Raw genomic sequence first — 25,775 nt, 5'->3', positions numbered from 1 at the left:
GGTTTCAGTGATAATGCTGGTCTAAATCCAGAAGATAATTAGACAAACTACATTACAGATTTAAGCGTTACGGTTTATTAGTTCTTTTGCAAAAAATACCGACTTTATCCTGAATTCTGTGTAGCAGTCATTCATTTTATGCCAACATTTACAAAAAATCTAGATACGCCTACTTAATATCGATAACTACACCTTCCCACACACGCCTTTAGAATTCTTAACTAAAGCCGAAACTTTCTGCAAAACTGAGCTATGCTGAAAAAATGTAAAACCAAACTTGGTAAACTAAGCATATTAAGCGGAGTTTATCAAAGAGTTGGTTGGCTATGCTATCAATAAGCGAATGACCGCAAATCTAGTAGGCAAAGCATTGAACATGGCTGTCAAGAATAGAGGCCCAAGCCAAAGACTAATTGTGCACTCTGACAATCGAAGAATGAATTAGTATATCAACAAGACTATAAAATAAGGATTGTAGCGATCAACGATATTATTAGCTATATTAAGCTCTACTACAATCAAAAGAGTTTAGGCTATAAATCGCCAAGACAGGTAATGGAATCGCCTTTGATATTGACATCTCGACCAATATCGAAGGTAGTGATATCCGCGTGCGACTAACCAGTGGTCATAGTTTTTTATCCGACAATTGCCACTCGGTCTAGTTTGGCAGTGATTGAGTGGAGGTAAAACACTATAAAAATATAGTGCCCAAATACGAGTTAAATTTTGTAGTACGGTGAGGTTATGACAATGTCTATCAAATCATTTTAAAATTATCAAAAGCCATAATCGCCGTTTTTTTAGTCTCATCAATATTTTTCTTTTGCCCACTATCTTTATCAAGATATACCAATACTGACTCACCACTAGCGACGATAGTATTCGTAGCCGTACTATAATAAGTATATTCATGAATCAAGCTAGCATTGCCAATTTTTTTGACTCGAACGCCAATCCATAAGGTATCAGGATGAGTCACAGGTTTGAAATATTGACAGGACGATGCTGCCATGACAGAAAAAGTCTTTTCATTGAATAAATTCAATTGACTGTTATAGTAGATACGGGCATTTTGAGCGTAAGTGTAATAGACCACATTATTGACATGGCCAAAAGAATCCATATCGCCCCACTCTACTTGTTGAGAGTAAATCGCAGCGAAACCATGCATAGGGTGATGCTTGTCTTTATCAAGCGTTTCTTGTATTTCCGGTAATATACCTAAAGCCTTCATATTATTCCCGTCTCGTCATACCGATGAATGTACCTATCTATTTATAAATCTATGTAGAAACCAGCCTATGAATACACCTACTAAAATAAGCATTCAGCTTAAATAATGGTTGTATAATCCTTAAAAAGTATTCTTTGAATCAAATCAGTTTTTCTGCGCACATCATCCGCATTCTTTTCTTATCAAGCTTGCCCACACTAGTCTTTGGCATCTCTAATAAAAATTTGATTTCATTTGGTACGCCATACTTTGGTAGATATCCTTTTTCAACTGCTTGATGGCCTAATGCTAAAATATCAGCCGCTTTGGTATCCGCATAGTCAGGTTTTAAGACGACCAACGCTAACGGTCTCTCGCCCCACCTTTCATCGGGCACCCCAATCACCGCAACATCAGCGACACTTGGGTGAAAAGAGAAAATAGTTTCAACTTCAAGCGAGGATATCCATTCACCACCAGACTTAATCACATCTTTTAGCCGATCCGTAATGCTTAAAGTACCACTAGAAGAAATACTGGCAATATCTTGGGTATGCATCCAGCCGCCTTCCCATAGCTCATTTCCAGCATCTGAGTTTTTAAAATAGCTTTGGGTCAGCCAAGGCGCTCGAATAACCAACTCTCCTGTAGATTTACCATCCATGGGTTGAGGCTTACCATTTTCGTCCCATATCTCCATGGAGACGAGCATAATTGGTGAGCCAGAAAGACAACGATAGTTAAGCTGCTCTTTCATTTCCATCGAGTCAGTTTTATCATCAAATACCGCCCTGGATAGCACAGGACAGGATTCTGACATACCAAATCCAGACATAAACTCGATACCGCTTTCAATGGCCGCTTTGGCTAAGCCTTCATTTAACTTGGAGCCACCTAACAATAATTTGAGACCATCAAACTTACGTCCTCGTGCTGCCATCTCCTTTAATAACATCTGTAAGATTGCTGGAACGCCGTGTGAAAGTGTCACTTTATGCTGTTCAATTAAGTCTACCAGCCTTGGGGCGAGGTAGCGCCCTGGGTACACTTGTTTAAGTCCTATCATGGTTGCTCCATACGGCCAACACCAAGCGTGCACATGGAATAACGGTGTCATTGGCATGTAGACATCATTGTAGCGAGCGCCTTGGCCTTCAGCATTTAGTGCGGATGCTAGCGTACTTGCCAGCGTCTGTAATACGATTTGCCGATGGGTAAAAAAGACACCTTTTGGGTCGCCCGTAGTGCCACTGGTATAAAATGTCGTGGCAATGGTGTTTTCATCGAAATCTGGAAAATCAAACGCGTCACTGGTCGCAGCTAACAGGGCTTCATACTCACCTTCGATATAATCCGGCATGCTGGATCGCTCAGTTTGTGGCTCATATTCGCCATACTTTTTGTTATCGAGCTTTGTGTCATCAAGCTCTGTGTCATCGAGCCAAATAATTTTCTCGATAGAAGGTGCGTCATGACGGTAGTTTTTCGCCATTGGCTCAAATTCAGCATTTAACAACAACGCTTTCGGCTTGGCATGATTAATGGTATAGAGCACTTTGTCTTCAGCCAGACGTACATTGACCGTTTGCAAAATCATGCCAGACATGGGTACAGCAAAATAGGCTTCAAGGTAACGATGACTGTCCCAATCCATAACGGCAACCACATCACCTGCTTGTAAACCCATGTTTTTAAGCACGTTTGCCAAACGGTTAACGCGCTTGAAAAACTCAGCATACGTATAAGTAACCTTATCGGCGTAACTAATAGTTTGATTCGTAGAGGCAATCTTTGCACGATTGAGCAGTTGTTTAATGATTAAAGGAAAACCATAAGCGTCTTGGGCTTGCTGATAATCCTCATGTTGGTTAAGTATAGAAGTCATTATTGTCGTCCTTGATCATAAAATAATGTAGCGAGAATCATAGTAATAAAGATAGCGTAGAAGATTTACACCCGTTCTATCACCATAGCAAGCCCTTGCCCAATACCAATACATAAGCTGACTACTGCATACTTGCCACCAGTACGCTGTAGCTCACGCGCTGTGCTTAATGCAATTCTTGCCCCTGAGGCGCCAAGCGGATGTCCAACAGCAATTGCTCCGCCATTGGGGTTGACGCGCTTGTCATCAAAATCAATGTCTAAACCTTTGAGACAGCCCAGTACTTGTGAGGCAAATGCTTCGTTAATCTCAATGATTGCCATGTCATCAAGGGTTAAATCAGCACGCTTCAACGCCAGCTTAATGGCCTCAACAGGACCTACGCCCATAATATTTGGCTCAACCCCCATGGCACCAGATGAGAGAATCTTGGCGATAGGCTTGAAGCCTAACTTTTCTTCCGCCTGTTTTGAACCAATAATCAATGCAGCGGCACCATCATTGATACCTGATGCATTCCCTGCTGTAACGACACCTTCGTCATTTAAAGGTTTCAATTTTCGTAATGCTTCAACCGTAGAGCTGGCGCGCGGATGCTCATCTTCCACTATCGCTTTTTCAGAGAGCTTTTTGCCTTGTGATACCATAATTGGTGTTATTTCATCGTCGAAGAACCCAGCTTGTTTGGCGGCTTGGTATTTAGCTTGCGAAGCTGCTGCGAACTTATCCGCAGCTTCACGACTGATACCATATTTACGAGCAACATTATCGCCCGTTTGCGGCATACTATCGCTACCAAACTGTTTTTCGATTATAGGATTGGGGAAGCGACTGCCAATGGTGGTATCAAATACTTTACATTCACGACTAAAAGGCTGCTCGGTCTTAGCAAAGACGAAAGGTGCACGGGTCATGGATTCAACACCGCCCGCTAAAATGATATCTCCCTCATTGCAAGTAATACTGTGAGCAGCATCAATGACGGTTGATAATCCTGAAGCACATAGGCGATTGACCGTTTGACCCGGTGTTTTTACATCTAACCCTGCTAACAGCGCAGCATTACGAGCGATGTTGCGTGAGTCTTCACCGGCTTGGTTGGTATTACCGATCAATACTTCATCAAAGATATCGTTAGGCAATTGGTGCTTTTCCACCAAGTTCTTTATCACCGTGGCAATCAAGTCGTCAGGACGAGCCGTTGCTAATGCACCGCCATGCCGACCAAAAGGGCTTCTTAATCCATCATAAATATAGGCATCTAACATAACTGTTCCTTGTCGTATTTTTGATATTTGTCTTTTAAACCGTTGTCTTCTAAAGAAAGTATGGTTTTTAAAAAAGCTGTCTGCCTAAAATAAGCAGCCATAAAATGTATGGTTGAATAAAGTGACGCGTCTATTATTACGAATATTGGGTTTGCTGAGTAAACAGCGAGATGCCAAGAGTAGCGCGGCGCTGTAACCATGGACTTGGACGATAACGCGGATCACCCGTTAACGCATAGATACGCGTTAAAATAAGTAGTATTCGCTCAGCACCAAGCTCATCTCCCCATGAGATAGGGCCATACGGATAACCCAATCCAAGCTTAACCGCCTTATCAATATCTTCAGGAGACGCGATGCCCTGTAGTGCAATATCACACCCTAAATTAACCACCATCGCAATGACTCGCTGCGTCACAAAGCCCGTGCTTTCATTTATAAGCGTGGCACCAGCAGTAGACTGTATTAATTCTTTATTTTCATTGATAGTTTTGTCTGGACTCTTACCGAACAAAGCATAAGCTTGTGCCACAAACTTATCTTGGGTGACGATACTTGGCATCAAAGTACAATGCATTGACAAGTCAGTCAGCATATCGATGGCAACCGCTTGTTTGGGATTCACTTGATGGCGCATAGCAGCGTTGGTTGTGTCCTCGCCATACATGGCCAGTAATACTAGGCTGTCAGAATGTGGCTTGTCGTTATTATCAATATTGATATTGTTAGAATATAAATAATCAACCAGCTGCTGCCTATCCTCTACTAAATCTGCGCCAATCCAAACTGAGGTAATGGGTGCATCAGATACTGACACCTCAAACGATGGCTGTTGAGGTGTATTTGCTGTGACTTTTTGATCCTCTTCATACTGATAAAAGCCTTCACCAACTTTGCGACCGAGCTTTTTCCCTATTAGCATTTGACGCGTTAAAGGATGGGGACGATAACGTGCCTCAGAGTAAAATTGGTTATAAACAGATTCCATCACTGGATGCGATACGTCGATACCCGTAAGATCAAGTAGTTCGAACGGTCCCATCCGAAAACCAGCCCCTTCACGCAAAATGCGATCAATATTCTCAAAACTAGCAACCCCTTCCCCTAATATTTTTAAGGCCTCCGTGCCATAAGCGCGGCCACCATGATTGACGATAAAGCCTGGCGTGTCTTTTGCTACCACACCCAAATGTCCCATGTGTGTCGCTAATGCAGTCAATGTCTCGACGACGGATGGATGAGTAGAAAGCCCCGGAATTACTTCAACGATTTTCATTAATGGCACTGGATTAAAGAAGTGAAATCCAGCCACACGTTCTGGGTGCGCACAATCGGCGGCAATCGCGGTCACGGCTAATGAGGAAGTATTGGTTGCCAAAATTGTCTTGGTAGACACAATGCTTTCTAACTGTTTAAAAAGCTGTTGCTTGATTTCTAGGTTTTCAACAATGGCTTCAACAATGACATCTACTATAGATATTTTGGCTATATCGTCAATTACTATCAGATTTGCCAAAGTAGATTGAAGCTGCGCGTCAGTGAACTTACCTTTCGCCGTTAGTTTTTCGAGCATGGTTTGAAGAGATTGACGCCCTTGTGCAGCAGCGCCCGTTTTGGCATCGAACAAAAGCACCTGAATACCTGCTTGGGCAGCAATTTGGGCGATACCCATACCCATGACACCTGTGCCGATGATGGCCAATGATTTGATGTTTGTTGTATTGGCGGTCATAGTAGTCCTTTATATGATCTTGTTGAATAATTTTATTTTCAAAAACGAGTCTGCTTATCCTTAGCAAACCATACGCTACTGACCTTTATAATTGGCGTCGCGTTTTTCCAAAAAGGCCTTCACGCCCTCTTTTTGATCTTCGGTATCAAACAAAATCTGAAAGGCTTTACGCTCCAAAGCCAACGCAGCCTGTAGCGGCATATCGACCCCAAGATTGGCCACTTCTTTGATTTGCATCAACGCTATGGGCGAGTAACCTGCCAATTTTTCAGCAATCTCAATGGCACGCTTGATGGTGGTTTCATCGTCAACCACTTCAGAGACCAGTCCCATTTGATCCGCGGCCTCAGCGCTGATCATATCGCCTGTCAGTATCAGCTTCATGGCTTTATGCTTGCCAATCACGCGAAACAATCGCTGCGTGCCTCCAGCTCCTGGCATCAGCCCAATTTTGATTTCTGGTTGACCAAATTTAGCGGACTTGCCAGCCACAATGATGTCAGCATGCATAGCCAGCTCACAGCCACCGCCAAGCGCATAACCATTGACCGCAGCAATGATTGGCTTGCGACAGTTGGTAATCGCATCCCAATAACGCTCACTATGACGTAGATATACATCGACGGTTTTTGCCGTCAAAAAATCATTAACATCAGCACCAGCTGCGAATACCTTATCACCACCAGTCAACACAATGGCTTTAGTCTGTGGGTCGTCATTGAGTTGGATAAACATGTCCGCCAGTTTCTGACGCAATTCAGTATTCAACGCATTACGAACTTTGGGTCGATTGAGCGTTATCACGCAAACACCATTAGTTTGCTGCTCAGTCAAAATTATTTGCTCTTCCATGACATCATTCCTTTTAAACCTTTTTAAACAAATCCCTTTAAAATAATAAATACCGCATAGCGATATTTAATTCCAATATATACTGTTTATTTTGATTTGTGAAGCGATAAACACAGATATTGTTAGAATTGAACTATGGCTTTCATATATTCATGTATTAATAAATACCGCATTGCGGTTTTTTAAACCAAAATCATTGTAATTTAATAAACTATCTATTATGCTGTTTATTCGAATGAATCTTAACACCCTCATTAGGCAAGCTTAGCCATTGTTTCAACAAGGAAGAAACCCATGATTAGAGATAAGGAAGTACTCGACCATATCGTCCAAACCGTCCGTCAGTTCGTCACCGACCAACTGATACCAAAAGAAGATTGGGTAGCAGAAAACGATCGTCTGCCAGAAGATATCATCGAGCAAATGCGTGAATTGGGTTTGTTTGGACTGACTATTCCAGAAGCCTACGGTGGGCTTGGCCTAACAATGGAAGAGGAAGTCATTGTGGCTTTTGAGTTAGGGCGCACCTCACCTGCCTTTCGCTCATTAATAGGCACGAACAATGGTATTGGCTCGTCCGGTCTTGTAATTGACGGTACCGAAGAACAAAAACAAAAATATCTGCCAAAACTTGCCAGCGGTGAAATTATCGGCTCTTTTTGCTTGACTGAACCAGAGTCAGGCTCGGATGCTGCTTCCCTTCGAACCACCGCCATTAAAGATGATGACAACTATGTACTCAACGGCACCAAGCGCTATATAACCAATGCGCCTCAAGCGGGCGTGTTTACCGTGATGGCACGTACGGATCCGCAAAACAAAAGATCCGGCGGCATCTCAGCATTTATCGTTGAGAGTGATACGCCGGGTATCACACTTGGCAAAATTGATAAAAAAATGGGACAAAAAGGCGCGCACACTTGTGATGTGATCTTTGATAACTGCGTCGTTCCTGCCAGTGCATTGATCGGCGGTATTGAGGGTGTGGGTTTCAAAACGGCCATGAAGGTACTTGATAAAGGTCGCTTACATATTGCAGCTGCCAGTACAGGCGCTGCCATACGTATGTTAAATGACGCGCTACATTACGCGGTAGATCGCAAACAGTTTGGACAGCCCATTGCCAATTTTCAGCTCATTCAAGCGATGCTTGCTGATTCAAAGGCAGAGATTTATGCGGCCAAATCTATGGTGTTAGATGCAGCGCGTTTACGTGATGAAGGCAAAGATGTCATAACAGAGTCCTCATGCGCCAAGATGTTTGCTACCGAAATGTGTGGCCGCGTCGCGGATAGAGCCGTTCAGATTCATGGCGGCGCAGGCTATATCGCTGATTATGGTATTGAGCGTTTTTATCGTGATGTGCGTTTATACCGCTTATATGAAGGGACGACTCAGATTCAGCAAATCATCATTGCACGCAATATGATCAAAGAAGTGAGCGAGTAATGCGCACTTCTTTCAATGCCATTGGTTTGAGTATCAGCAGGCATTAACTTTATCAAAGCGTATTGAGGTATTTGCTAGGACGCAGATACCTCATTCATGTTAGTCACGTCACTATAGTGTTTTACTCTCACAACAATAAGGATATATATTGTGAAAAGTGCTGCTATAACTTCGGATCCAGACTTGGGTGCTGCACAAAAGCAACCTTGGAAACTGGCGTTCTTTTTTTGTTTTTTAGTCTTGTTATGTGACGGTGCCGATATTGGTATTCTCGCCTTTACTCTCTCAAGTTTGAAGCAAGAATTTGGATTGACCAATGTTCAAGCTGGCGCGCTTGGCAGTTGGTCATTATTTGGTATGGCCATCGGCGGGGTTTTTGGCGGCTGGGCCTGTGATCGTTTTGGGCGAGTACGGGTTATTGTGATTGCAACGGCAATGTTTTCTATCTTGTCTGGTTTTAGCGGATTTGTGCAGAGCTATGAGCAATTTGTGGGCTTACGATTTGTCGCCTGCTTGGGTCTTGGTAGTTTGTATATCGCAACCAATACCTTGATGTCTGAGATGGTGCCGACTAAACATCGAACGACCGTACTTGCTGCATTGATGACAGGTTTTACCTTGGGGTCGTTAGTAATCACAAGCATCTCCGCTTGGATTATTCCAAGTTATGGCTGGCGCACCTTATACCTCTTAACCTTTATTCCTATTCTTCTCTCAATCTCTATGTATTTTTTGATTCCTGAGCCGCAGTCTTGGAAAGCGGCGCGCGCGCTCAAACTCAGTGGCGCAAAAGACCCTCTGCAAAAACCTGCAAACCCTTATAAAGCCATCTTTGAAAATCCAAAGCATCGCTTGATGTTTATCTTATGGTCGATGAGCTCAGGATTACTACTCTTTGGTTATTTTGGGGTCAGTAACTGGCTACCTTCTTATTTAGAAACCGAGCTTGGCATAAAATTTAAAGAGATGGCGCTCTACATGGCGGGTACTTATTTGACCATGATGTTTGCTAAAGTCGTCGCAGGCCTTGTCGCTGATAAAATCGGTCGAAAAATCGTGTTTGCCTTTGGCACGATGGGCACCGCCTTATTTATTCCTATTTTGGTTTATATGCACACGCCAGAAAACATCGGCTGGCTGATGATTACCTTTGGTTTCTTATATGGTATTCCTTATGCCATCAATGCCACCTATTTAACCGAAAGCTTCCCCACCGCTATTCGCGGAACGGCAATTGGCGGGGCTTTTAATATTGGACGACTCGGTTCAGTGATTGCTCCTGTCGCCATTGGTTATATGGCCATGCACAACTCTATCGGCGCAGGCTTATTGCTCATGGCAGGTGCGTACTTCTTATGTGGCCTTATTCCCACCTTGTTTATCAAAGAACAGCAGTACGATCCACAAAAAGCCTAATAGTCATCCATGTATGTACCGCATAGCGAAATAGATTATAATACCTGTGTGAATATCTTAGTCGTGTCTTTAATATAATATTATTACCGCGTATTGTGCGTTTACTATCACATTTATATGAACTTAATTGAGATAAAAATACTATATGACCACTAAAAATCCTACAGACGAAGGCGCTAATAATACGACACATATTGAGTTGTTAGAGCCCATTGCAGAGATGAGAGATCAAAACGATAGACAGTTCATCACTGCTTTGGCTCGAGGACTTGAGCTACTGCGTTGTTTTACCCCGCAACGCCCTTTTTTAGGAAACCAAGAGTTAAGTCAATTAACAGGGCTACCTAAAGGAACCATCACGCGTCTCACTTATACCTTAGTCAAGTTGGGTTATTTAAAACAATCTCCAAATAGTAGCAAGTATCAACTTTCTGTAGGCGTGTTGGGGTTCGGCTATACCATGATGGCCAATATCTCTATCAATAATTTGGTCACCCCCTTTATGGAAGAGTTGGCAGACTATGCTAACAGTGCGGTGGCTATGGCCACTCGTGATCGCCTGACGATGGTGTATCTCAATGTCGTGCAAGGATCCAGCACCACGACCATGCGACGCAATGTGGGCTCATATTTACCGATTCATTTAAGCTCAATGGGAAGAGCCTGCCTAGCCAGCATGCCGCAAGCTGAGCAAGAATTCATACTGGATGCCATTCGTACGAAGCATAAAGACGATTGGTTAAAAATCAGACGCGGGCTGGATAAGGCTTTTAAAGATTATGACGATTACGGCTATTGTTTTTCTATCAGTGAATGGCAAAAAGACGTCAACGCAGTTGCCACAGCATTGATGCATCCGACCGAAGGCCTATTGACCTTTAACTGCGGCGCACCAAGCTTCGTTCTTAGTCGTGATAAATTAGAAGAAGACATCGCCCCTCGCCTGCTACATATGAAAAATAGCATTGAAGACAATCTGTACATTAGCTAATTTATAAGGTTGTCTTCGCCTTGTTCACCTATACTTTATTCATAGCAAATCGATAGTGGTTAACCGACAATCCACTTAAGTCAAATTGTGCCTCTATAGCTGTCCTATACCTTGCAAAAGCATTACAGCAAAAACCAAGTAGTGAAACATCATACGAAGACATACCTACTAACAATTTTTAAATGACTTAGGCATAACCGTAACAACCTGCCGTTAGATGTGCCCTATAAAAACAACAAGTCATCCCCATCAACTATTCAAGCAGTAATTACATATAGTCAGTTCTCAATGAAGTAGAACCATTAATAAGATGAGACTGGTATATATTCTTGTTGCATGCTGTTAATACAAAAACTGCGCAAAATCCGTCCCAGTTTTACGTCTCTTTTAAAGAGAATCGACCATAAATTATTTATATCGCTTTCGCATATTATTTTCCGTGCCTTTAGGTACGTTTTTAAGGATTCACCATGAGCCAACTTTTTTCGCCTTTGACACTTGGGCAACTCACATTAGACAACCGTATTATAATCGCCCCTATGTGCCAGTACTCCGCCAATGATGGCGCGGCAAGCGATTGGCATACGATTCATTTGGGCCAAATGAGTTTGAGCGGCGCAGGGCTACTTATTTTAGAAGCCACTGCCGTCAACCCACAAGGACGTATCAGCTATGCTGATTTGGGATTATGGGATGACAGGACGCAAGCTGCATTGGATAAAACACTCACCGCTATCAGACAGTACAGCCCTATGCCGATAGGCGTACAACTTGCGCATGCTGGGCGTAAAGCGTCAACCGAAAAACCTTGGGACGGCGGCGGTTCGATTGCCCCTGATAAGGTAAATGGCTGGCAAACGGTGGCACCGTCGGCGCTCGCATATGACGAAAATTCTACCGTGCCTACAGCAATGACTCAAAATGATATTGACGAATTAATAAGCGATTTTGTTAATGCAGCAAAACGCGCCGATGCGCTGGGTCTTGATTTGATTGAAATTCATGGTGCGCACGGTTATCTATTACATCAATTTTTGTCGCCGCTTTCTAACAAACGTGATGATCAATACGGCGGCAGTCTTGAGAACAGAATGCGCTTGTTACTTGACGTATTTACAGCGGTGCGCGCTGCGTTTTCAAGTGACAAGCCAGTGGGTGTGCGAGTGTCTGCAACCGATTGGGTCGAAGGCGGCTGGGACCTTACCCAAACGATCGAGCTGGCTAAAGCATTAGAAGCATTAGGCTGTGATTATATCCATGTGAGTACCGCAGGACTGAGCCCAGAGCAGCAAATCCCTGTGGAAGCGAGCTATCAAGTGCCTTTTGCCGCCGCGATAAAAGAAGCGGTCAATATACCCGTCATCGCAGTAGGCTTAATCACCGAAGCCGAGCAAGCGCAAAGCATCATCACCAAGCAGCAAGCGGATGCAGTTGCATTGGCACGAGGCATGCTTTATGACCCGCACTGGCCTTGGCACGCTGCTGCAAAGCTTGGCGCAAAAGTAAAGGCGCCTAAACAATATCTGCGCTCAAGCCCACATGGCAAGCCGTCTCCGATAGAGTAAGCATATAAGCAGTACTGGCTCAATTGGTTATGACCGATTGAGCCTTTTTGTTATAAATAGAGTCGTCCAGCTTAGAAGTGGTTAAAACGCTAGGTTATGCTGTTTTGTATAATTAGGAGAGAAGTAAAGCTTTATATCGTTTAAGTGTTGAGGGTCAGCTCAGGCACATGAGGAGAAGCTGGTAACGCATGCACTTGCAGCTAGTTTGGATCACAGCGGAAAACTAGTCCGAAACATGTGCTTATTAAGTTTTGTCTGAATTAGCAATAAAATGATCATAATATTTTCGCGCCTCATCTTCTGGCCCTAAAGCAACGTCAATAAGCATTTGAAGACTCCATACGGGGCCGGGAATTACCTGTTCTAAGTCTAGATCTTCGGGGTAAGCTTCTGGGTCTATTGCCATTTCTAAGTTTTCAAACCACCAAATTTCTATTTTTCTCAATAGGCCAATCATTTCTTCTAATACTTCGGCGACATCAAATTCTACACCTGACGAGGCAAACGTGAGCATCTCGTGAGCTAAGGTGTTGCGACACCTTTTGATATGCTCAAATTTATTTAAATCTTCATCATCAATAGCATCCATATCTTGTAACCATTTCAACGATGCGTAGAGTTGGCTTCTGTTTAGGCTAAGCACCTTTTCTTTATATTCAGAACTAACAATCATCCCATTTTCATCGAATCCATTTATAAAGAAACCTTCGATCTTTTCGATAATACTACTCTTGAGCATTTCGAAAGCCATCGAAAATATAGAGGCGGTAATGATATTTGTTTTAAGCGTCTCAGGATGAAGTACTCTCTCCCATGAGGCTTTAATTTTTTCATCCATACTTGATCTCGATAAAGAAATTTAACAGCTTATTCTTTCCCATTTTTGTTGCTTATAACATCCCAAAACGGCGTATATTACACAACCCAATAATTCCATCAACGATTACCTTTGTAAACAAGTAATTAAAATAGCTAAGAATCATGGCTCGTTATACTACGACTTCCGTATTATTTTTAGTTTTTACCGAGCTAGCAATAAAATATTGCTCATGCGCTTGATGATGCATTTTTTCAAGCTGCGCCATTATCGGCTGTTTCTAACCAAAAAATCTAACCTTTGGTTTCAGTCTAGACGACTATTCATACTGAGACTTTTTAATCTATTTAAAAGCTACTTTTCTATAGGTTAATTAGGGTTATATTCTCACTTACTATTTGTTAGCTTATCCAAGCGAGGTTAGCAACCAAGATAAGCCATGATATAATGCCTTGATAATCGATATTTTATGAAAGGTTTACACTATGGCTCGTACCGCTAGCGCATTACACATTTTAGTAAAACACAAAGAACAGGCTGATGACATCCTCGCCAAGCTCAAAAAAGGCGCTCAGTTCGATGTACTGGCTAAAAAACATTCCACCTGCCCATCAGGTAAACAAGGCGGCAACTTAGGGGAGTTTACAAAAGGTCAAATGGTACCGGCATTTGATAAAGTCTGCTTCAATAGTGAGCTGCTCACCCCGCACTTAGTGAAAACCAAATTTGGCTGGCATGTGGTCAAAGTACTTTATAGAACCTAAGCATTAGAGTCAGAGCTTTCACTACCGTCAGGCTTTGTTACCAAAACCCTCCAAACATAATTCTTAACAAATTGACATTGAGGGTCGGCTTATAATACCATTGATATATAGTTACTTTATAGATGGTTACTTTCATTCATCTCAACGATGATCCCATAATAACTTCTCGGAGACATCCCATGCAGTGGACTAAACCCGCTTTTCAAGACATTCGTATCGGTTTCGAAATCACTATGTATTTTGAAGCACGTTAAGATTTACTAGAAATCAGTACATTAAAAGCCCTAGATGATTAGGGCTTTTATTTTTTTAGAAATTTGGAAAAATTGATCTATGTATATTCATGTTTTAGGCTCAGCAGCTGGTGGCGGCTTTCCGCAATGGAATTGCAATTGCGATAACTGTCATGGCGTGCGTCAGGGCACGATTGAAGCACAAACGCGTACCCAATCGTCAATCGCCATATCAGAAAATGGCGTAGATTGGATACTATTCAACGCCTCACCTGATATTCGCCAGCAGTTATTTGACTTTAAGGCGGCTCAGCCAGCTCGTCACTTGAGAGACACAGGAATTACCGATGTGGTTTTGATGGACAGTCAACTTGACCATACCACAGGCCTGTTGACCCTACGTGAAGGCTGCCCCATTCGGATATGGTGTACAGACATGGTGCATCAAGACCTCAGCACAGGTTTTCCTCTTTTCAATATGCTAAAGCATTGGAACGGCGGCCTACAATACAATCAAATCGATCCAAAAAAGAGCTTTCAAATTGACGGCTACAGCAATTTAGAGCTAACCCCATTGGTTATCAAAAGTTCAGCACCTCCTTATTCTCCGCATCGCAATGATCCGCATGATGGCGACAATATTGCTTTGATTGTGAAAGATTTGAAAACACAAAAGCAGCTGTTCTATGCGCCAGGTTTGGGCAAAATTGACGATGAAGTCATGCAAATCATGAAAGCGTCTGATTGCGTGATGATTGATGGCACCTTATGGACTGATAATGAGATGCAAGAGTGCGGCGTCGGTACAAAAACCGGCCAAGACATGGGGCATTTGCATATCAGTGGCGAAGATGGCTCACTCCATTATTTAGACCAACTCACCAATTCACGCAAGATATTGATCCATATCAACAACACCAATCCAATACTGAACGAAAAGTCTGAACAGAAAGCCCAATTAAAGCAGCATGGGGTTGAAGTGGCTTTTGATGGCATGCAGATTGAGTTGTAAGGTGAAGACCGAAATATTAAGGTAAAAGCAATGCAAGAAGAAAAAACAGCACTTAGCACAGAAGCGTTTGAACAAGCGATTTTGGCAAAAGGTCAGTATTATCATATCTACCATCCCTTTCATATCATGATGCATGAAGGACAGGCGACGCAGCAGCAAATTCAAGCGTGGGTCGCCAATCGATTTTACTATCAAATCAATATTCCATTGAAAGACGCAGCTATTATGGCAAACTGCCCCGACCAGCGGGTGCGCCAAGAGTGGATTCAACGTATGATTGATCAAGATGGCGTGTATCCTGATGGCGGTGGCCGCGAAGCATGGCTCAGTCTGGCTGAAGCGGTTGGTCTGACGCGTGAGCAAGTTATTTCTGAAGAGTTGGTTTTACCGGGTGTGCGTTTTGCTGTTGACGCTTATGTGAATTTTGCGCGTCGCACCTCATGGCGAGAAGCCGCCAGTAGCTCACTGACTGAGCTGTTTGCTCCGCAAATTCACCAGTCTCGCTTAGAGTCTTGGCCCAAACATTATCCTTGGATCAAAGAAGAAGGCTATATCTACTTCCGCTCACGCTTGAGTCAAGCTCGCCGTGATGTTGAGCATGGTCTGACCATCACACTCGACTCATTCAAAACGGTTGAACAACAAGAGCGTATGCTTGAAATCTTACAGTTCAAGCTTGATATTTTATGGACGATTTTGGATGCGTTGAGCTTGGCTTATGTTCATAATCAAGCCCCTTACCAGAGCGTCACAACAGATAATGTCTGGCATAAAGGATTGTTCAAATGAGTATACCTGAGTTAGATCATTCTATCGTACCTGTATGGCGTCATGGCTATCGCTTTCAGTTTGAGCCAGCCCAAAATGCTTATGTGTTACTCTACCCTGAAGGTATGATCAAACTTAATGACAGCGCCAGCATCATTGGTCAGCATATTGATGGTGAAGCCTCCATTGCGGATATTATCCAAAAGGTAAAAGCCATGTTTGGTGATGTACCTGAAATCGAGCAAGACATCGTTGAGTATATGCTAGTGGCCCAGCGCGAACATTGGATCGATTTAGTATGACTGCGCCAGTAGGACTACCATTATGGCTGCTGACGGAGCTGACTTATCGCTGCCCATTACAGTGTCCATATTGCTCCAACCCCATTGATTATGCTCAGTATAAAGAAGAGCTGACGACTGGGGAGTGGTTTGATGTGTTTGATCAAGCGCGGCAAATGGGCGCGGTACAGCTTGGGTTTTCGGGTGGTGAGCCGCTGGTTCGCCAAGATTTGGAGGAGCTGGTCGCTTATGCACACAAACAAGGCTTTTATACCAACCTTATCACCTCAGGTATGGGACTCACTGAGGCCAGAATCGCGAGTCTAAAAGAAGCAGGCCTACAACATATTCAAATCAGTTTTCAGGCCAGTGATCCATCGGTAAACAATGCATTGGCGGGTTCAAAGCATGCCTTTGAACAAAAGTATGAGATGTCACGTTTGGTCAAGCAATATGACTATCCGATGGTGCTCAACTTTGTGATTCATCGCCAAAACATCGATCAGATCGATCAGATTATTGATCTATGCTTAGAGCTTGAAGCAGACACGGTCGAGCTGGCTATTTGCCAGTTTTATGGTTGGGCGTTTGAAAACATTGAAGGTTTACTTCCGACCAAAGAGCAAGTGGTCAGAGCCGAACGCATTACCAATGAATACCGCAAAAAAATTGAAGAACGTGGTATCAAATGTAAACTGATATTTGTGGTGCCTGATTACTACGAAGAACGCCCAAAACCTTGTATGGATGGTTGGGGCAAGATTTTTTTGACCGTCGCGCCTGATGGCACTGCCCTACCGTGTCATGCTGCCAGACAGCTACCCATGCAGTTTCCTAATGTCAGGCAGACACCATTAAAAGACATCTGGTATGACTCAGACAGCTTCAATCACTTTCGCGGTGATGAGTGGATGCCTGATATGTGCCAAAGCTGCCCTGATAAAGAACGTGATTATGGCGGTTGTCGTTGCCAAGCGTTTATGCTGACGGGCGATGCCAAAAACGCCGATCCAGTATGTGGTAAATCGCCTTATCACTATCTGATCGAAGAGGCGCGTGTCAACAGCGAGACGCCCGTACCTTTTGAGGAATTGCGCTTTCGCAACCCTAAAAACTCCAAGCGGTTAAGTGATAAACAAGTCAATGAAACACAAGCCAATAAAGTACAAGTAGGTCAAGAGCAATTGATTCCTACTCGTACCCTGATGGATTAAATATGAATGCCAAGCCTATCATCTTTGATGGCCATAACGATCTGTTAACTCGCCTGTGGCTAAGCTCGGCTGACGATCCGGTGCATGATTTTATTTATGGCACGCTACCGGGACATTTAGATTTAAAGCGTTGCCGACAAACAGGTTGGATGGGCGGATTATTCTCTATTTTCTTACCGCCCTATGCTTATGTAAAAAACAACCATCCCGATAAGTTATCCAATCCGTCAAACTCAGACTTCACTCCGCAAGAAATCGTTGATATTTGTTGCGCACAATTAGAACTTGCCCAGCAATTAGAGGCGCGATCAGACGGTCAGATTCGGATCTGTACATCTGTTGCACAAATCAGAACCTGCCAGCAGAATCAGCAATTGGCCATTGTTCTTCATCTTGAAGGTGCTGAGTTTTTGGCTATTGAGCCTGAGTTGCTGGATGTATTTTATGAAGCAGGACTCAGAAGTATCGGCCCACTGTGGAATAGAAAAAGCCCCTTTGGTGATGGCTTAAATGCGTCCTTTCCGCACTCTCCAGATACAGGATCTGGTCTCACCACTCAAGGCAAAGACCTTATTTTGGCGTGTCGTGATAAACACATGCTCATCGATGTGTCACACATGAATGAGCGTGCGTTTTGGGATACGCTAGAAATTATCGATCAACCCATTGTCGCAACCCACTCGAACGCCCATGCTTTGTGTGCGCAAGCAAGAAACCTAACCGATCGCCAGCTGACTGCCATTAAACAAAATGGCGGTCTAGTTGGAGTGAACTTCGATGTGGCATTTTTGCGTGCGGATGGGCAGCGCAATACGCATACCTCGCTTGATGTGATTGTCGATCATCTTGCTTATCTGATTGACCATCTAGGCGAAGATCATGTTGGCTTTGGCTCTGATTTCGATGGTTGTCTATTGCCTGATGAGTTGTCGGATATCAGTCAAATCTCCAAGCTGATTGAGCAGATGCAACAACGTCACTTCTCTGATGCGCTTATTGAAAAAATCACGTCAAAAAACTGGTTTGCTGTACTTGATAAGATATGGCAGTGATGGCTGACGTGTGTTCTTTGTAGAATATAACTATCATTATAGTTGTTTATATTTTCGATCTTTGAAGCTTCATAATTATCTTTACTGATAAAATTATTGCGCTCTAATATCACCTTGTCCTCAGAATTAAGATCTAAGTGAGTGTTGAACCATGGGTATAGATAAAAAAACAGAGTTGGAACTTCAGTTTTTAACAGGAATTTATGAAGCTAATTTTGAGTGTATTGAGAATCTGGTTGACTCTGGTGCAGGTAGTTTTAGTAGAGTAACCCCAGTAGAGAACTGGAATTGGTTACATACTGCTTTAATGGATTTCAATAAAGAAACGCCACCGCGTGAAAGCATTGAATACCTTATTGGGAAAGGTGTTGATGTCAATGCTCAGGACTGCTATTGCATGACGCCTCTACATTATGCAATGCGAAAAGAGAACGTGGGTGCTGCTATGGCTTTACTCGAAGCTGGCGCTAACCCAAATGCGGCGAATCTAAAAAATATTATTCCTTTAGCTTACATCAACGGACAGCCAGAGGAACTTGACTTGTTACAGTTGATGCTCGATAAAGGTGGTGACATTCATTTTTATAATGGTTACGAAATTATTTTAGAAGGTGTTAAGGAGCACAGCTTAAAGAATAAGAAACTCTTACCAGTAGTTGATATGATGCAAAAAAACGCCAACAAATAGAAAGTCAGACTCAAGGAATGGAACTGAAAAATCTATAGAGTGATGCATTTTATCGGATAGTTTATGCTATTTTTTGCACTACGCGCTATCTTGGTAGGCCACGTATCAAGCCTACCAAGATGTCGATTCTAAGCAGGCCAACCTTCTAATACAATCTTGCCATGTGCTTGTTGGTTTTCTAGCATTTGGTGTGCATGGCGTACATGCTCAGCCGTGATAGTGCCAAGATTATGAGCAACCGTGGTTTTGATATCGCCTGCATCAATTAATTTTGCCACGTCATTTAGTAAACGATGCTGTTCAAGCATATCTGGCGTATGGAACATTGAGCGCGTAAACATGAACTCCCAGTGTAAGCTTAAACACTTAGTTTTAAGCGCATTGGCATCCAATGATTTTGGATCATCAATCAGTCCCAATTTACCTTGTGGCTTTAAGCATTTGATGATTTCTTCATAATGCTCGTCAGTGTTATTTAGACTGATGACATAATCTACTTCATTAATGCCTGTCTGTTGTAGTTCATCAAATAAAGGGTTGCGGTGATTAATCACATGATCTGCGCCCAAATCCTTTAACCACTGTACGCTCTCATCTCTTGACGCGGTGCCAATAATCGTCGCAGACGTTCGTGTCTTTAATAACTGCGTTAATATGGAGCCGACTCCGCCTGCCGCACCAATGACCAATACTGAGACGTCATTTGCGCTCTCACCTGATGAGCTATCAGAAACCGGTATTTGTAAACGCTCAAATAACATCTCCCACGCGGTAATCGTCGTGAGTGGCAATGCCGCAGCTTCTGCAAAAGATAGCGATGATGGCATGTGCCCGACGATACGCTCATCAACCAGTTGATATTCAGCGTTGCTACCTGAACGGGTCAAATCACCCGCGTAATACACCTTATCTCCTACTGAGAACAAGCTGACCTCATCGCCGACAGCCGTCACGATACCCGCCGCGTCCCAGCCAATCACCGCATACTCACCGTCTAGTGCAGGACGTGACTGACGGATTTTATAATCGACGGGGTTTACAGATATCGCTTTGACCTCTACCAAAATATCATGGCCTGTAGCAGTCGGTTTCTCAAGGGTAATGTCTTGTAGTGCTTGTTCATTATCGATAGCGAAATTGTCTTTATAACCAATGGCTTTTACTGTCTGATTTTGCATTGTTTTTATTCCTAATAATAAATGGAGTAAATAGCGTCCTTGTTTGGGCGGTAATTAAAACACATGAGTCTTTGTATGAAATGAACTATGATTAATACAACGACTCCAAAACCTGCTCTGTATGCTTCTCAAGCTTTGCAATGGCTTCTTTATTCAAAGCATCGGCATGCGGTTTTCCAAACTCGCCTCTTACATCACCTTGTATGCCATCTTTGATATCGTTATCAAAGTATTTACCCGTATCGTCAGTGAATTCATTTGAGATCGCCAGTTCCGCTAATATATTTGCGCCTTTATCTGCTGATGACCAGTACTGACCATACGCTTCATCAACCATCTTTGTATTGAGAAGGGAACCTGGATTCACAGCAATTACATTGATATCATCGCTGGCAATCTTTTCAGCTAAGGCCATACTCCACATAGTGAGTGCCAGCTTACTTTGCGCATAGGCAGCTTTATCATCCAAGGTGGTTTGTCCTGCAAACGCTTCGTATGATATCGGTGTCTGAGCGGCTGAACTTAGATTGATGATGCGTGCTTTGTCAGACTGCTTGAGTAACGGTAATAGCGCATTGGTCAGCTCATAAGGTGCTAGATAATTGACCACAAAGCGTATGTCCAAATCATCTTTGGTCATTGCAGCTGATGTGGTATAAATTCCTGCATTGTTTATCAAGACATCCAGCTTTGGCAATTTTTCATTGACGTCTGCGGCCATCTTGAGCACAGCCGTTAAATCAGAGAAATCAGCGACAAATCCATCAATATGATCTACCGCGTCGCCTATTGCCACGGCTTTTACTTCTGCAATGACACCGGCCAGTTTGTCCGCATCACGGCCATGCAGGTACACTTGATGCCCCGCTTCTGCCAATTTTAAAGCAGCTAATTTGCCAATGCCATCCGTGCTACCAGTGATTAAAATAGTTTTATACATAGTCATAAACCGTCCTTATTATTTGAATTATGATTTCAGTTTTGGATACATGTTCTATTTTATCTATCGTCATAGCAGTTATTGTAATGGAAATGTTTTGATTCATACAGAAGTCACTTGTCAACTCTCTTTGCACCTCTTAATAATTGTACTTTTAGTCATTGCCCATAAAAATGACGGTACCAAGCCCATATAAAGACAAGATACCGTCAAGTAATAAATTAATAGACTTCTAATGAACCCTAAGTTAACCAGCAGTTTATTTGCTGCTTATCAATTTTAAAATAGGCTGACCATATTCGATGTTTTGTCCATTTTTAACTAAGATGGTGTCAACAATACCTGTTTTATCACTGATAATAGGAAGCAAACGAGTCAACTCCTCAATGAAGCAAATTGTTTGGCCTTTTTCGATACTATCTCCTTCATTTACCAGCTGGTCAGTTGTATCATCTTCACTTAAGTAAACTTTTCCCACATGAGTTGCACATACTTGTAATGGTTTACTGTCTTTCTGTTCAAGCTCTTGAGTCGTCAAAGCTTCTACCGGATTAGCACTGTTCTGTGAGTCTACATTATTGACCACTTTAATAGATTGCCCGTTATTCGCAATTGTTATTTCGTTCAACTGACTGCGCTCAACCAGCTTAACCACACGCGCTATTTGCTCTATATCCATCATAAATCCCTTAATTAATTATCAACTCATACCAAGATATTTAGCGATCGTCATCACGCTTAGAATACTCATGACAATGGCAATCAACCAACCAAATGCGGCAATCCAAATAGGATGCTTGTAGTTACCAACGATGTTTTTTCTATAAGCAGCGATAAGAATAATGACCATGGCAATAGGCAGTACCAAACCATTTAACGTACCGACCAATACCAGTACTTGGGCAGGCTTACCGATAGTGGCAAACACCAGCGTTGAGATGACGATAAAGCCAATAATAAAATAGCGTTTGTACGTTTCAATAAACGGATGAAAATTGGTCATAAAAGACACAGAAGTATAAGCAGCACCAATGACAGAAGTCACGGAGGCGGCCCAAATGACCATACCAAAAATCACCTTGCCTGCATTGCCTAATATATATTCAAAAGGTGACATGGCTGGGTTTGCCGGATTCAAGGTAAAACCTTGAGACACCACACCTAAAACGGCAAGAAACAAGAACACACGAATAACAGAAGCAATCAAAATACCAGACACTGAACTTCGCGTCACTGCACCCAGATTTTCCTCTCCACTCACGCCTGCTTCTAATAAGCGGTGTGCACCTGAAAACGTAATATAGCCGCCAACCGTACCGCCGACCAAAGTCACGATAGCCACTGCATCAATCTTGTCAGGCATGATGGTTTTAGTAACGGCTTCAGCCAATGGTGGGTCAGATTTGAACACCACATAAATGATCAATACAATAAGAATAAAGCCCATCAGCTGAGCAAATTTATCCATCATGGGACCAGCTTCTTTGCCTAAGAATATGGCTACTGCGACGACACCACTGATCAATGCCCCAGTGATTGGCGAGATATTGAACATAGACTGCATGCCAAGACCTGCACCGCCAATGTTACCAATGTTAAAAGCAAGCCCGCCTGCAATAATTAAAAATGCAAGCAAGTAACCGACGCCTGGGAATACTAAGTTGGCAATTTCCTGTGCCCGTTTTCTAGAGACAGCGACAATGCGCCAAACATTAAGCTGTACGCCAATATCCATGATAATAGATATTAGAATAACAAAACCAAAACTTGCCATCAGACTTTCGGTAAAGGTAGCCGTTTGGGTCAAAAACCCTGGTCCGACAGCTGATGTGGCCATCAAAAAGGCCGCGCCCAAAATGGCGGTATTATGTTTTTTTAAGGTACTCATGAACATCCTTGTGTTATACAAAATAAGTCGATTCAAATTACTATTGAGCGGATATCTTAATACCTTTGATCTCTAGTTGTTTTTTAATCTCTTGAGCAAATAAAATGGCATGTTCCCCATCACCATGTAAACAGATACTTTGCGCCTCTACTGGGATTTTTTTGCCGCTTACACTGGTAACAGTCCCCTCCGTAATCATCTGTAATACATGATTGATTGCTTCATTAGTATCAGTGATCAATGCATTGTCTTTACTACGGGAGACCAATGAGCCATCTTCCTCATAGTTGCGATCGGCGAACACTTCTGATATTGACACTAAACCATGATTTTTTGCTGATTTGACAAGATGACCACCCGACAAACCCATCACTTTTAAGTTTGGGTCGAAGCGTTTGATTTCACTCACCAAGATATCTGACAAAGCCTCATCAACCGCTGCTTGGTTATACAGCGCACCATGGGGTTTGACATACTCCAAAGGCACACCAACCAAATCACAGAGTGCTTTGGTTGCCCCCAGTTGATAGGATAACAAAGCACGGTAACTGGCTTCATTCAAGCTCTGATTGGTACGGCCAAAGTTTTCTCTATCGTTCAGTCCCGGATGCGCGCCTACTCTTACATTGTTTGCTTTAGCCAATTGCAAGGTCGCCAGCATCTCATCATAAGAACCCGCGTGAAGACCGCAGCAGACATTCGCCGAGCTGACGATGGTTAATAATTTATCATCTTGCCCGCAGCCTTCAGCGACATCGGCATTTAAATCAATTTTCATCAGCATATTCCTTAATTTGCTTAATATAGTGGTGTCTTTTTTGTTGCTCATGCAATGCTTGTTCTAAATCTACGAGCGTAAACTGACACGCTTTACCGAACCGAATTTGTGCCATCAGTCCTATGTCTGCATTGATGATGGTAGCAACTTTGGGATAGCCGCCTGTCGTCTGCCCATCTGCCATCAGAACAATAGGTTGCCCTTGCGGTGGTACTTGAATCATACCAATATCTACGCCGTGCGAACTCATCTCTACAGGCTCAGCAAATTCAAGCGCTGCTTTTCCGGCCAAGCGATAGCCCATACGATTGCTGTTAGTTTGCAGCTTCCACGCTTGTGTCTCAAACGCTTCTTGGGAAGCAGCGGTAAAACACTCATACTCGCTACTTTTTATGACTCTAATCATTTGAGTTGGTGTCAGGCGAGTCACGCCAATGACGGGTAAGTGTGAAGCGACTTTTACATTTAAAGTGTCATCGGCTTTAAGATACCTACCTTCAAATCCACCAAAACCCGCTTTGGTATTGGTACTGGTCGACTCTAAGACTGGTTCAATATCAAAGCCACCATGTACACATAGATAGGTATACATACCTTGTAGCGGACGTACCAGTTTGAGCGTTTGATTGGCTTTTGCATTGATACGCCAATAGCAAGGAATGCGTTTGTCATCTAAATATGCTTCATATAATGCGCCTGTTAAGCAAAAACTGACGTCTTCTTCAAATTCTATAGTCAAATTACCCAAAGCAATCTCAATCGCTGGCTCATTCAGCTTGTTTTTCATCAACGCGTTGCCAGCCTGCAAAGACCAGCTATCCATCGCTCCGTTTCTACCCACGCCCATGCTTCGGTAGCCCAATCGTCCCGAATCTTGGATACTAGCAAGGGCGCTTGCGGCTAAAATTTTCATTGATACCACCTATTTGTTTATATTTTTTATTCGTACTATCTTTATAGCTAGAGTCAGTCCAATATAAAAAAGGCATAGCGAGAATGGAACTAATTTTTTGTCACCTCTGTCGGCGTAGGCACAGCCAGTAAGGAAAATTTATTCCAGTAGAACCTGATGACTGTATTTGCCATTTCTATTTTGGATTAAATTTACTCATGAATATCAATCGCTGTAAACTTCAAGGTATCGCCTGCGTTAAGCAGCGTCGGAGAGTCTTGGGTCAAATCAAATAATGAGGTATCGGTTTGTCCCAATAGTTGCCAACCGCCTGGCGATTCAAAAGGATAAACCCCCGTTTGCTCGCCGCCTATACCGACTGAGCCTGCTGGTACTTGCGTACGGGGAATGGCGTGTCTTGGGAAATACAGCGATTCAGATAAGCCGCCAAGATAAGGAAATCCTGGCTGAAAACCAATGAAATACACGGTATAAGTCGCCTCCGTATGCAGATTGACAACGTCTTCAACTGAGAGGTTTAAATCATTCGCCATGGCAGCAAGATCAGGGCCGTACTTGCCACCGTAATGCACAGGGATTTCAACATGCTTGCCCTCTATGGTTTTTGAAGGCATGTCATTCAGTAGCTCAGATAACGCCTGTTCTACATTTCTGAGCTCAGTCAGAGCCAATGAAATCGTAAATATGCTGAGCGTATTCATGCCAATTACGACTTCTATGACTTCAGGCATTTTTTTTATAATGTCCGCTAATGCCCAGCATTGTCGTTGCTTATCTAGTGTCACTGGCTTTGGAAAGAACAAAGCCAGATTGGTTTCACTGCATAGTTGCCACTGTAGTTCCATTTGTACGCGCTCCATGATCTTTATTTCAAC

25 protein-coding genes and 1 pseudogene are annotated in these 25,775 nt (G+C 43.0%); 13 read left to right on the top strand and 13 right to left on the bottom strand.

Translation table 11 applies throughout. The annotated features are described in order from the left end of the window. Positions 1-304: 304 nt before the first annotated feature. A pseudogene (locus FW759_RS00475) lies at positions 305-621 on the top strand (hypothetical protein); the annotation flags it as partial. Positions 622-760: 139 nt separating this feature from the next. On the opposite strand, the gene FW759_RS00470 reads toward FW759_RS00475, so the two are convergent. From FW759_RS00470 to FW759_RS00450, 5 genes are all read right to left on the bottom strand, one after another. After that, a complete protein-coding gene (locus FW759_RS00470) occupies positions 761-1,237 on the bottom strand; it encodes an acyl-CoA thioesterase (RefSeq protein WP_095568425.1) in 477 nt (158 codons plus the stop codon). Positions 1,238-1,376: 139 nt separating this feature from the next. Beyond that, positions 1,377-3,101, bottom strand: coding sequence for a long-chain-fatty-acid--CoA ligase (locus FW759_RS00465; protein ID WP_446441860.1), 1,725 nt, complete (start codon positions 3,099-3,101; stop codon positions 1,377-1,379). Positions 3,102-3,166: 65 nt separating this feature from the next. Continuing rightward, positions 3,167-4,369, bottom strand: coding sequence for a 3-oxoadipyl-CoA thiolase (locus FW759_RS00460; RefSeq protein WP_446441859.1), 1,203 nt, complete (start codon positions 4,367-4,369; stop codon positions 3,167-3,169). 136 nt (positions 4,370-4,505) lie between these two features. After that, complete coding sequence (locus tag FW759_RS00455; RefSeq protein WP_446441858.1) at positions 4,506-6,101, bottom strand: 3-hydroxyacyl-CoA dehydrogenase; 1,596 nt, start codon at positions 6,099-6,101, stop codon at positions 4,506-4,508. Between the two features lie 75 nt (positions 6,102-6,176). Further along, positions 6,177-6,953 (bottom strand): enoyl-CoA hydratase, encoded by a 777-nt coding sequence (locus FW759_RS00450; RefSeq protein ID WP_446441857.1) that lies wholly within the window; start codon positions 6,951-6,953, stop codon positions 6,177-6,179. Between the two features lie 294 nt (positions 6,954-7,247). Between FW759_RS00450 and FW759_RS00445 the strand changes: the two genes are divergently transcribed. The 4 genes from FW759_RS00445 (at position 7,248) to FW759_RS00430 (ending at position 12,374) form a co-directional block, all read left to right on the top strand. After that, a complete protein-coding gene (locus tag FW759_RS00445) occupies positions 7,248-8,402 on the top strand; it encodes an acyl-CoA dehydrogenase family protein (RefSeq protein ID WP_446441856.1) in 1,155 nt (384 codons plus the stop codon). Between the two features lie 150 nt (positions 8,403-8,552). Beyond that, positions 8,553-9,818 carry an MFS transporter gene (locus tag FW759_RS00440; RefSeq protein WP_446441855.1) on the top strand — a complete coding sequence of 422 codons (1,266 nt, stop codon included), beginning with the start codon at positions 8,553-8,555 and terminating at the stop codon, positions 9,816-9,818. A 145-nt stretch (positions 9,819-9,963) separates the two neighbouring features. Then, on the top strand, positions 9,964-10,809 hold the full coding sequence (locus FW759_RS00435; protein WP_446441854.1) for an IclR family transcriptional regulator: 846 nt from the start codon (positions 9,964-9,966) through the stop codon (positions 10,807-10,809). A 470-nt stretch (positions 10,810-11,279) separates the two neighbouring features. Next, positions 11,280-12,374, top strand: coding sequence for an NADH:flavin oxidoreductase/NADH oxidase (locus FW759_RS00430; protein WP_446441853.1), 1,095 nt, complete (start codon positions 11,280-11,282; stop codon positions 12,372-12,374). Positions 12,375-12,618: 244 nt separating this feature from the next. On the opposite strand, the gene FW759_RS00425 is transcribed toward FW759_RS00430, so the two are convergent. Then, positions 12,619-13,212, bottom strand: coding sequence for a hypothetical protein (locus FW759_RS00425; protein ID WP_446441852.1), 594 nt, complete (start codon positions 13,210-13,212; stop codon positions 12,619-12,621). Positions 13,213-13,676: 464 nt separating this feature from the next. On the opposite strand from FW759_RS00425, the gene ppiC reads away from it, so the two are divergent. From ppiC to FW759_RS00385, 8 genes are all read left to right on the top strand, one after another. Further along, entirely contained in the window at positions 13,677-13,955 is a 279-nt protein-coding gene (gene ppiC / locus FW759_RS00420; protein WP_443508853.1) for a peptidylprolyl isomerase PpiC, read from the top strand. 179 nt (positions 13,956-14,134) lie between these two features. Beyond that, positions 14,135-14,209, top strand: coding sequence for a pyrroloquinoline quinone precursor peptide PqqA (gene pqqA, locus FW759_RS00415; protein WP_075107140.1), 75 nt, complete (start codon positions 14,135-14,137; stop codon positions 14,207-14,209). A 79-nt stretch (positions 14,210-14,288) separates the two neighbouring features. Next, positions 14,289-15,200: a pyrroloquinoline quinone biosynthesis protein PqqB gene (gene pqqB, locus FW759_RS00410; RefSeq protein WP_446441851.1), complete on the top strand. Its 912-nt coding sequence runs from the start codon at positions 14,289-14,291 to the stop codon at positions 15,198-15,200. A 30-nt stretch (positions 15,201-15,230) separates the two neighbouring features. Beyond that, positions 15,231-15,989, top strand: coding sequence for a pyrroloquinoline-quinone synthase PqqC (gene pqqC, locus FW759_RS00405; protein ID WP_446441850.1), 759 nt, complete (start codon positions 15,231-15,233; stop codon positions 15,987-15,989). After that, on the top strand, positions 15,986-16,270 hold the full coding sequence (gene pqqD / locus FW759_RS00400) for a pyrroloquinoline quinone biosynthesis peptide chaperone PqqD (protein WP_095568439.1): 285 nt from the start codon (positions 15,986-15,988) through the stop codon (positions 16,268-16,270). The genes pqqC and pqqD overlap by 4 nt, the downstream gene beginning before the upstream one ends. Then, on the top strand, positions 16,267-17,463 hold the full coding sequence (pqqE, locus tag FW759_RS00395) for a pyrroloquinoline quinone biosynthesis protein PqqE (RefSeq protein ID WP_446441849.1): 1,197 nt from the start codon (positions 16,267-16,269) through the stop codon (positions 17,461-17,463). Before pqqD ends, pqqE begins: the two co-directional genes overlap by 4 nt. A gap of 2 nt (positions 17,464-17,465) precedes the next feature. After that, positions 17,466-18,515 carry a dipeptidase gene (locus tag FW759_RS00390; RefSeq protein WP_443504906.1) on the top strand — a complete coding sequence of 350 codons (1,050 nt, stop codon included), beginning with the start codon at positions 17,466-17,468 and terminating at the stop codon, positions 18,513-18,515. Positions 18,516-18,666: 151 nt separating this feature from the next. After that, positions 18,667-19,203: an ankyrin repeat domain-containing protein gene (locus FW759_RS00385; RefSeq protein WP_446441848.1), complete on the top strand. Its 537-nt coding sequence runs from the start codon at positions 18,667-18,669 to the stop codon at positions 19,201-19,203. 128 nt (positions 19,204-19,331) lie between these two features. Here FW759_RS00385 and FW759_RS00380 read toward each other — a convergent pair whose 3' ends face one another. From FW759_RS00380 to pxpB, 7 genes are all read right to left on the bottom strand, one after another. After that, positions 19,332-20,381, bottom strand: a complete 1,050-nt coding sequence (locus FW759_RS00380; protein WP_446441847.1) for a zinc-binding alcohol dehydrogenase family protein — start codon at positions 20,379-20,381, stop codon at positions 19,332-19,334. Positions 20,382-20,472: 91 nt separating this feature from the next. Further along, positions 20,473-21,327, bottom strand: coding sequence for an SDR family NAD(P)-dependent oxidoreductase (locus tag FW759_RS00375; RefSeq protein WP_443527450.1), 855 nt, complete (start codon positions 21,325-21,327; stop codon positions 20,473-20,475). A gap of 253 nt (positions 21,328-21,580) precedes the next feature. Beyond that, on the bottom strand, positions 21,581-22,000 hold the full coding sequence (locus tag FW759_RS00370; RefSeq protein WP_446441846.1) for an acetyl-CoA carboxylase biotin carboxyl carrier protein: 420 nt from the start codon (positions 21,998-22,000) through the stop codon (positions 21,581-21,583). A gap of 21 nt (positions 22,001-22,021) precedes the next feature. After that, positions 22,022-23,209: an NRAMP family divalent metal transporter gene (locus FW759_RS00365; RefSeq protein WP_062844514.1), complete on the bottom strand. Its 1,188-nt coding sequence runs from the start codon at positions 23,207-23,209 to the stop codon at positions 22,022-22,024. Between the two features lie 40 nt (positions 23,210-23,249). Continuing rightward, positions 23,250-23,987 (bottom strand): 5-oxoprolinase subunit PxpA, encoded by a 738-nt coding sequence (gene pxpA / locus FW759_RS00360; RefSeq protein WP_084387281.1) that lies wholly within the window; start codon positions 23,985-23,987, stop codon positions 23,250-23,252. Further along, entirely contained in the window at positions 23,977-24,900 is a 924-nt protein-coding gene (locus FW759_RS00355; protein ID WP_446441845.1) for a 5-oxoprolinase subunit C family protein, read from the bottom strand. The genes pxpA and FW759_RS00355 overlap by 11 nt, the downstream gene beginning before the upstream one ends. A gap of 191 nt (positions 24,901-25,091) precedes the next feature. Further along, the gene (gene pxpB, locus FW759_RS00350; RefSeq protein WP_446441844.1) at positions 25,092-25,745 is read right to left on the bottom strand and encodes a 5-oxoprolinase subunit PxpB; all 654 of its coding nucleotides are present in this window, start codon (positions 25,743-25,745) and stop codon (positions 25,092-25,094) included. Between the last annotated feature and the right edge of the window lie 30 nt (positions 25,746-25,775).

Source organism: Psychrobacter sp. 1176_08 (assembly GCF_052850615.1).
Note: the sequence above shows the minus strand (reverse complement) of the source record. Positions and strands in the feature narration are given on the sequence as shown.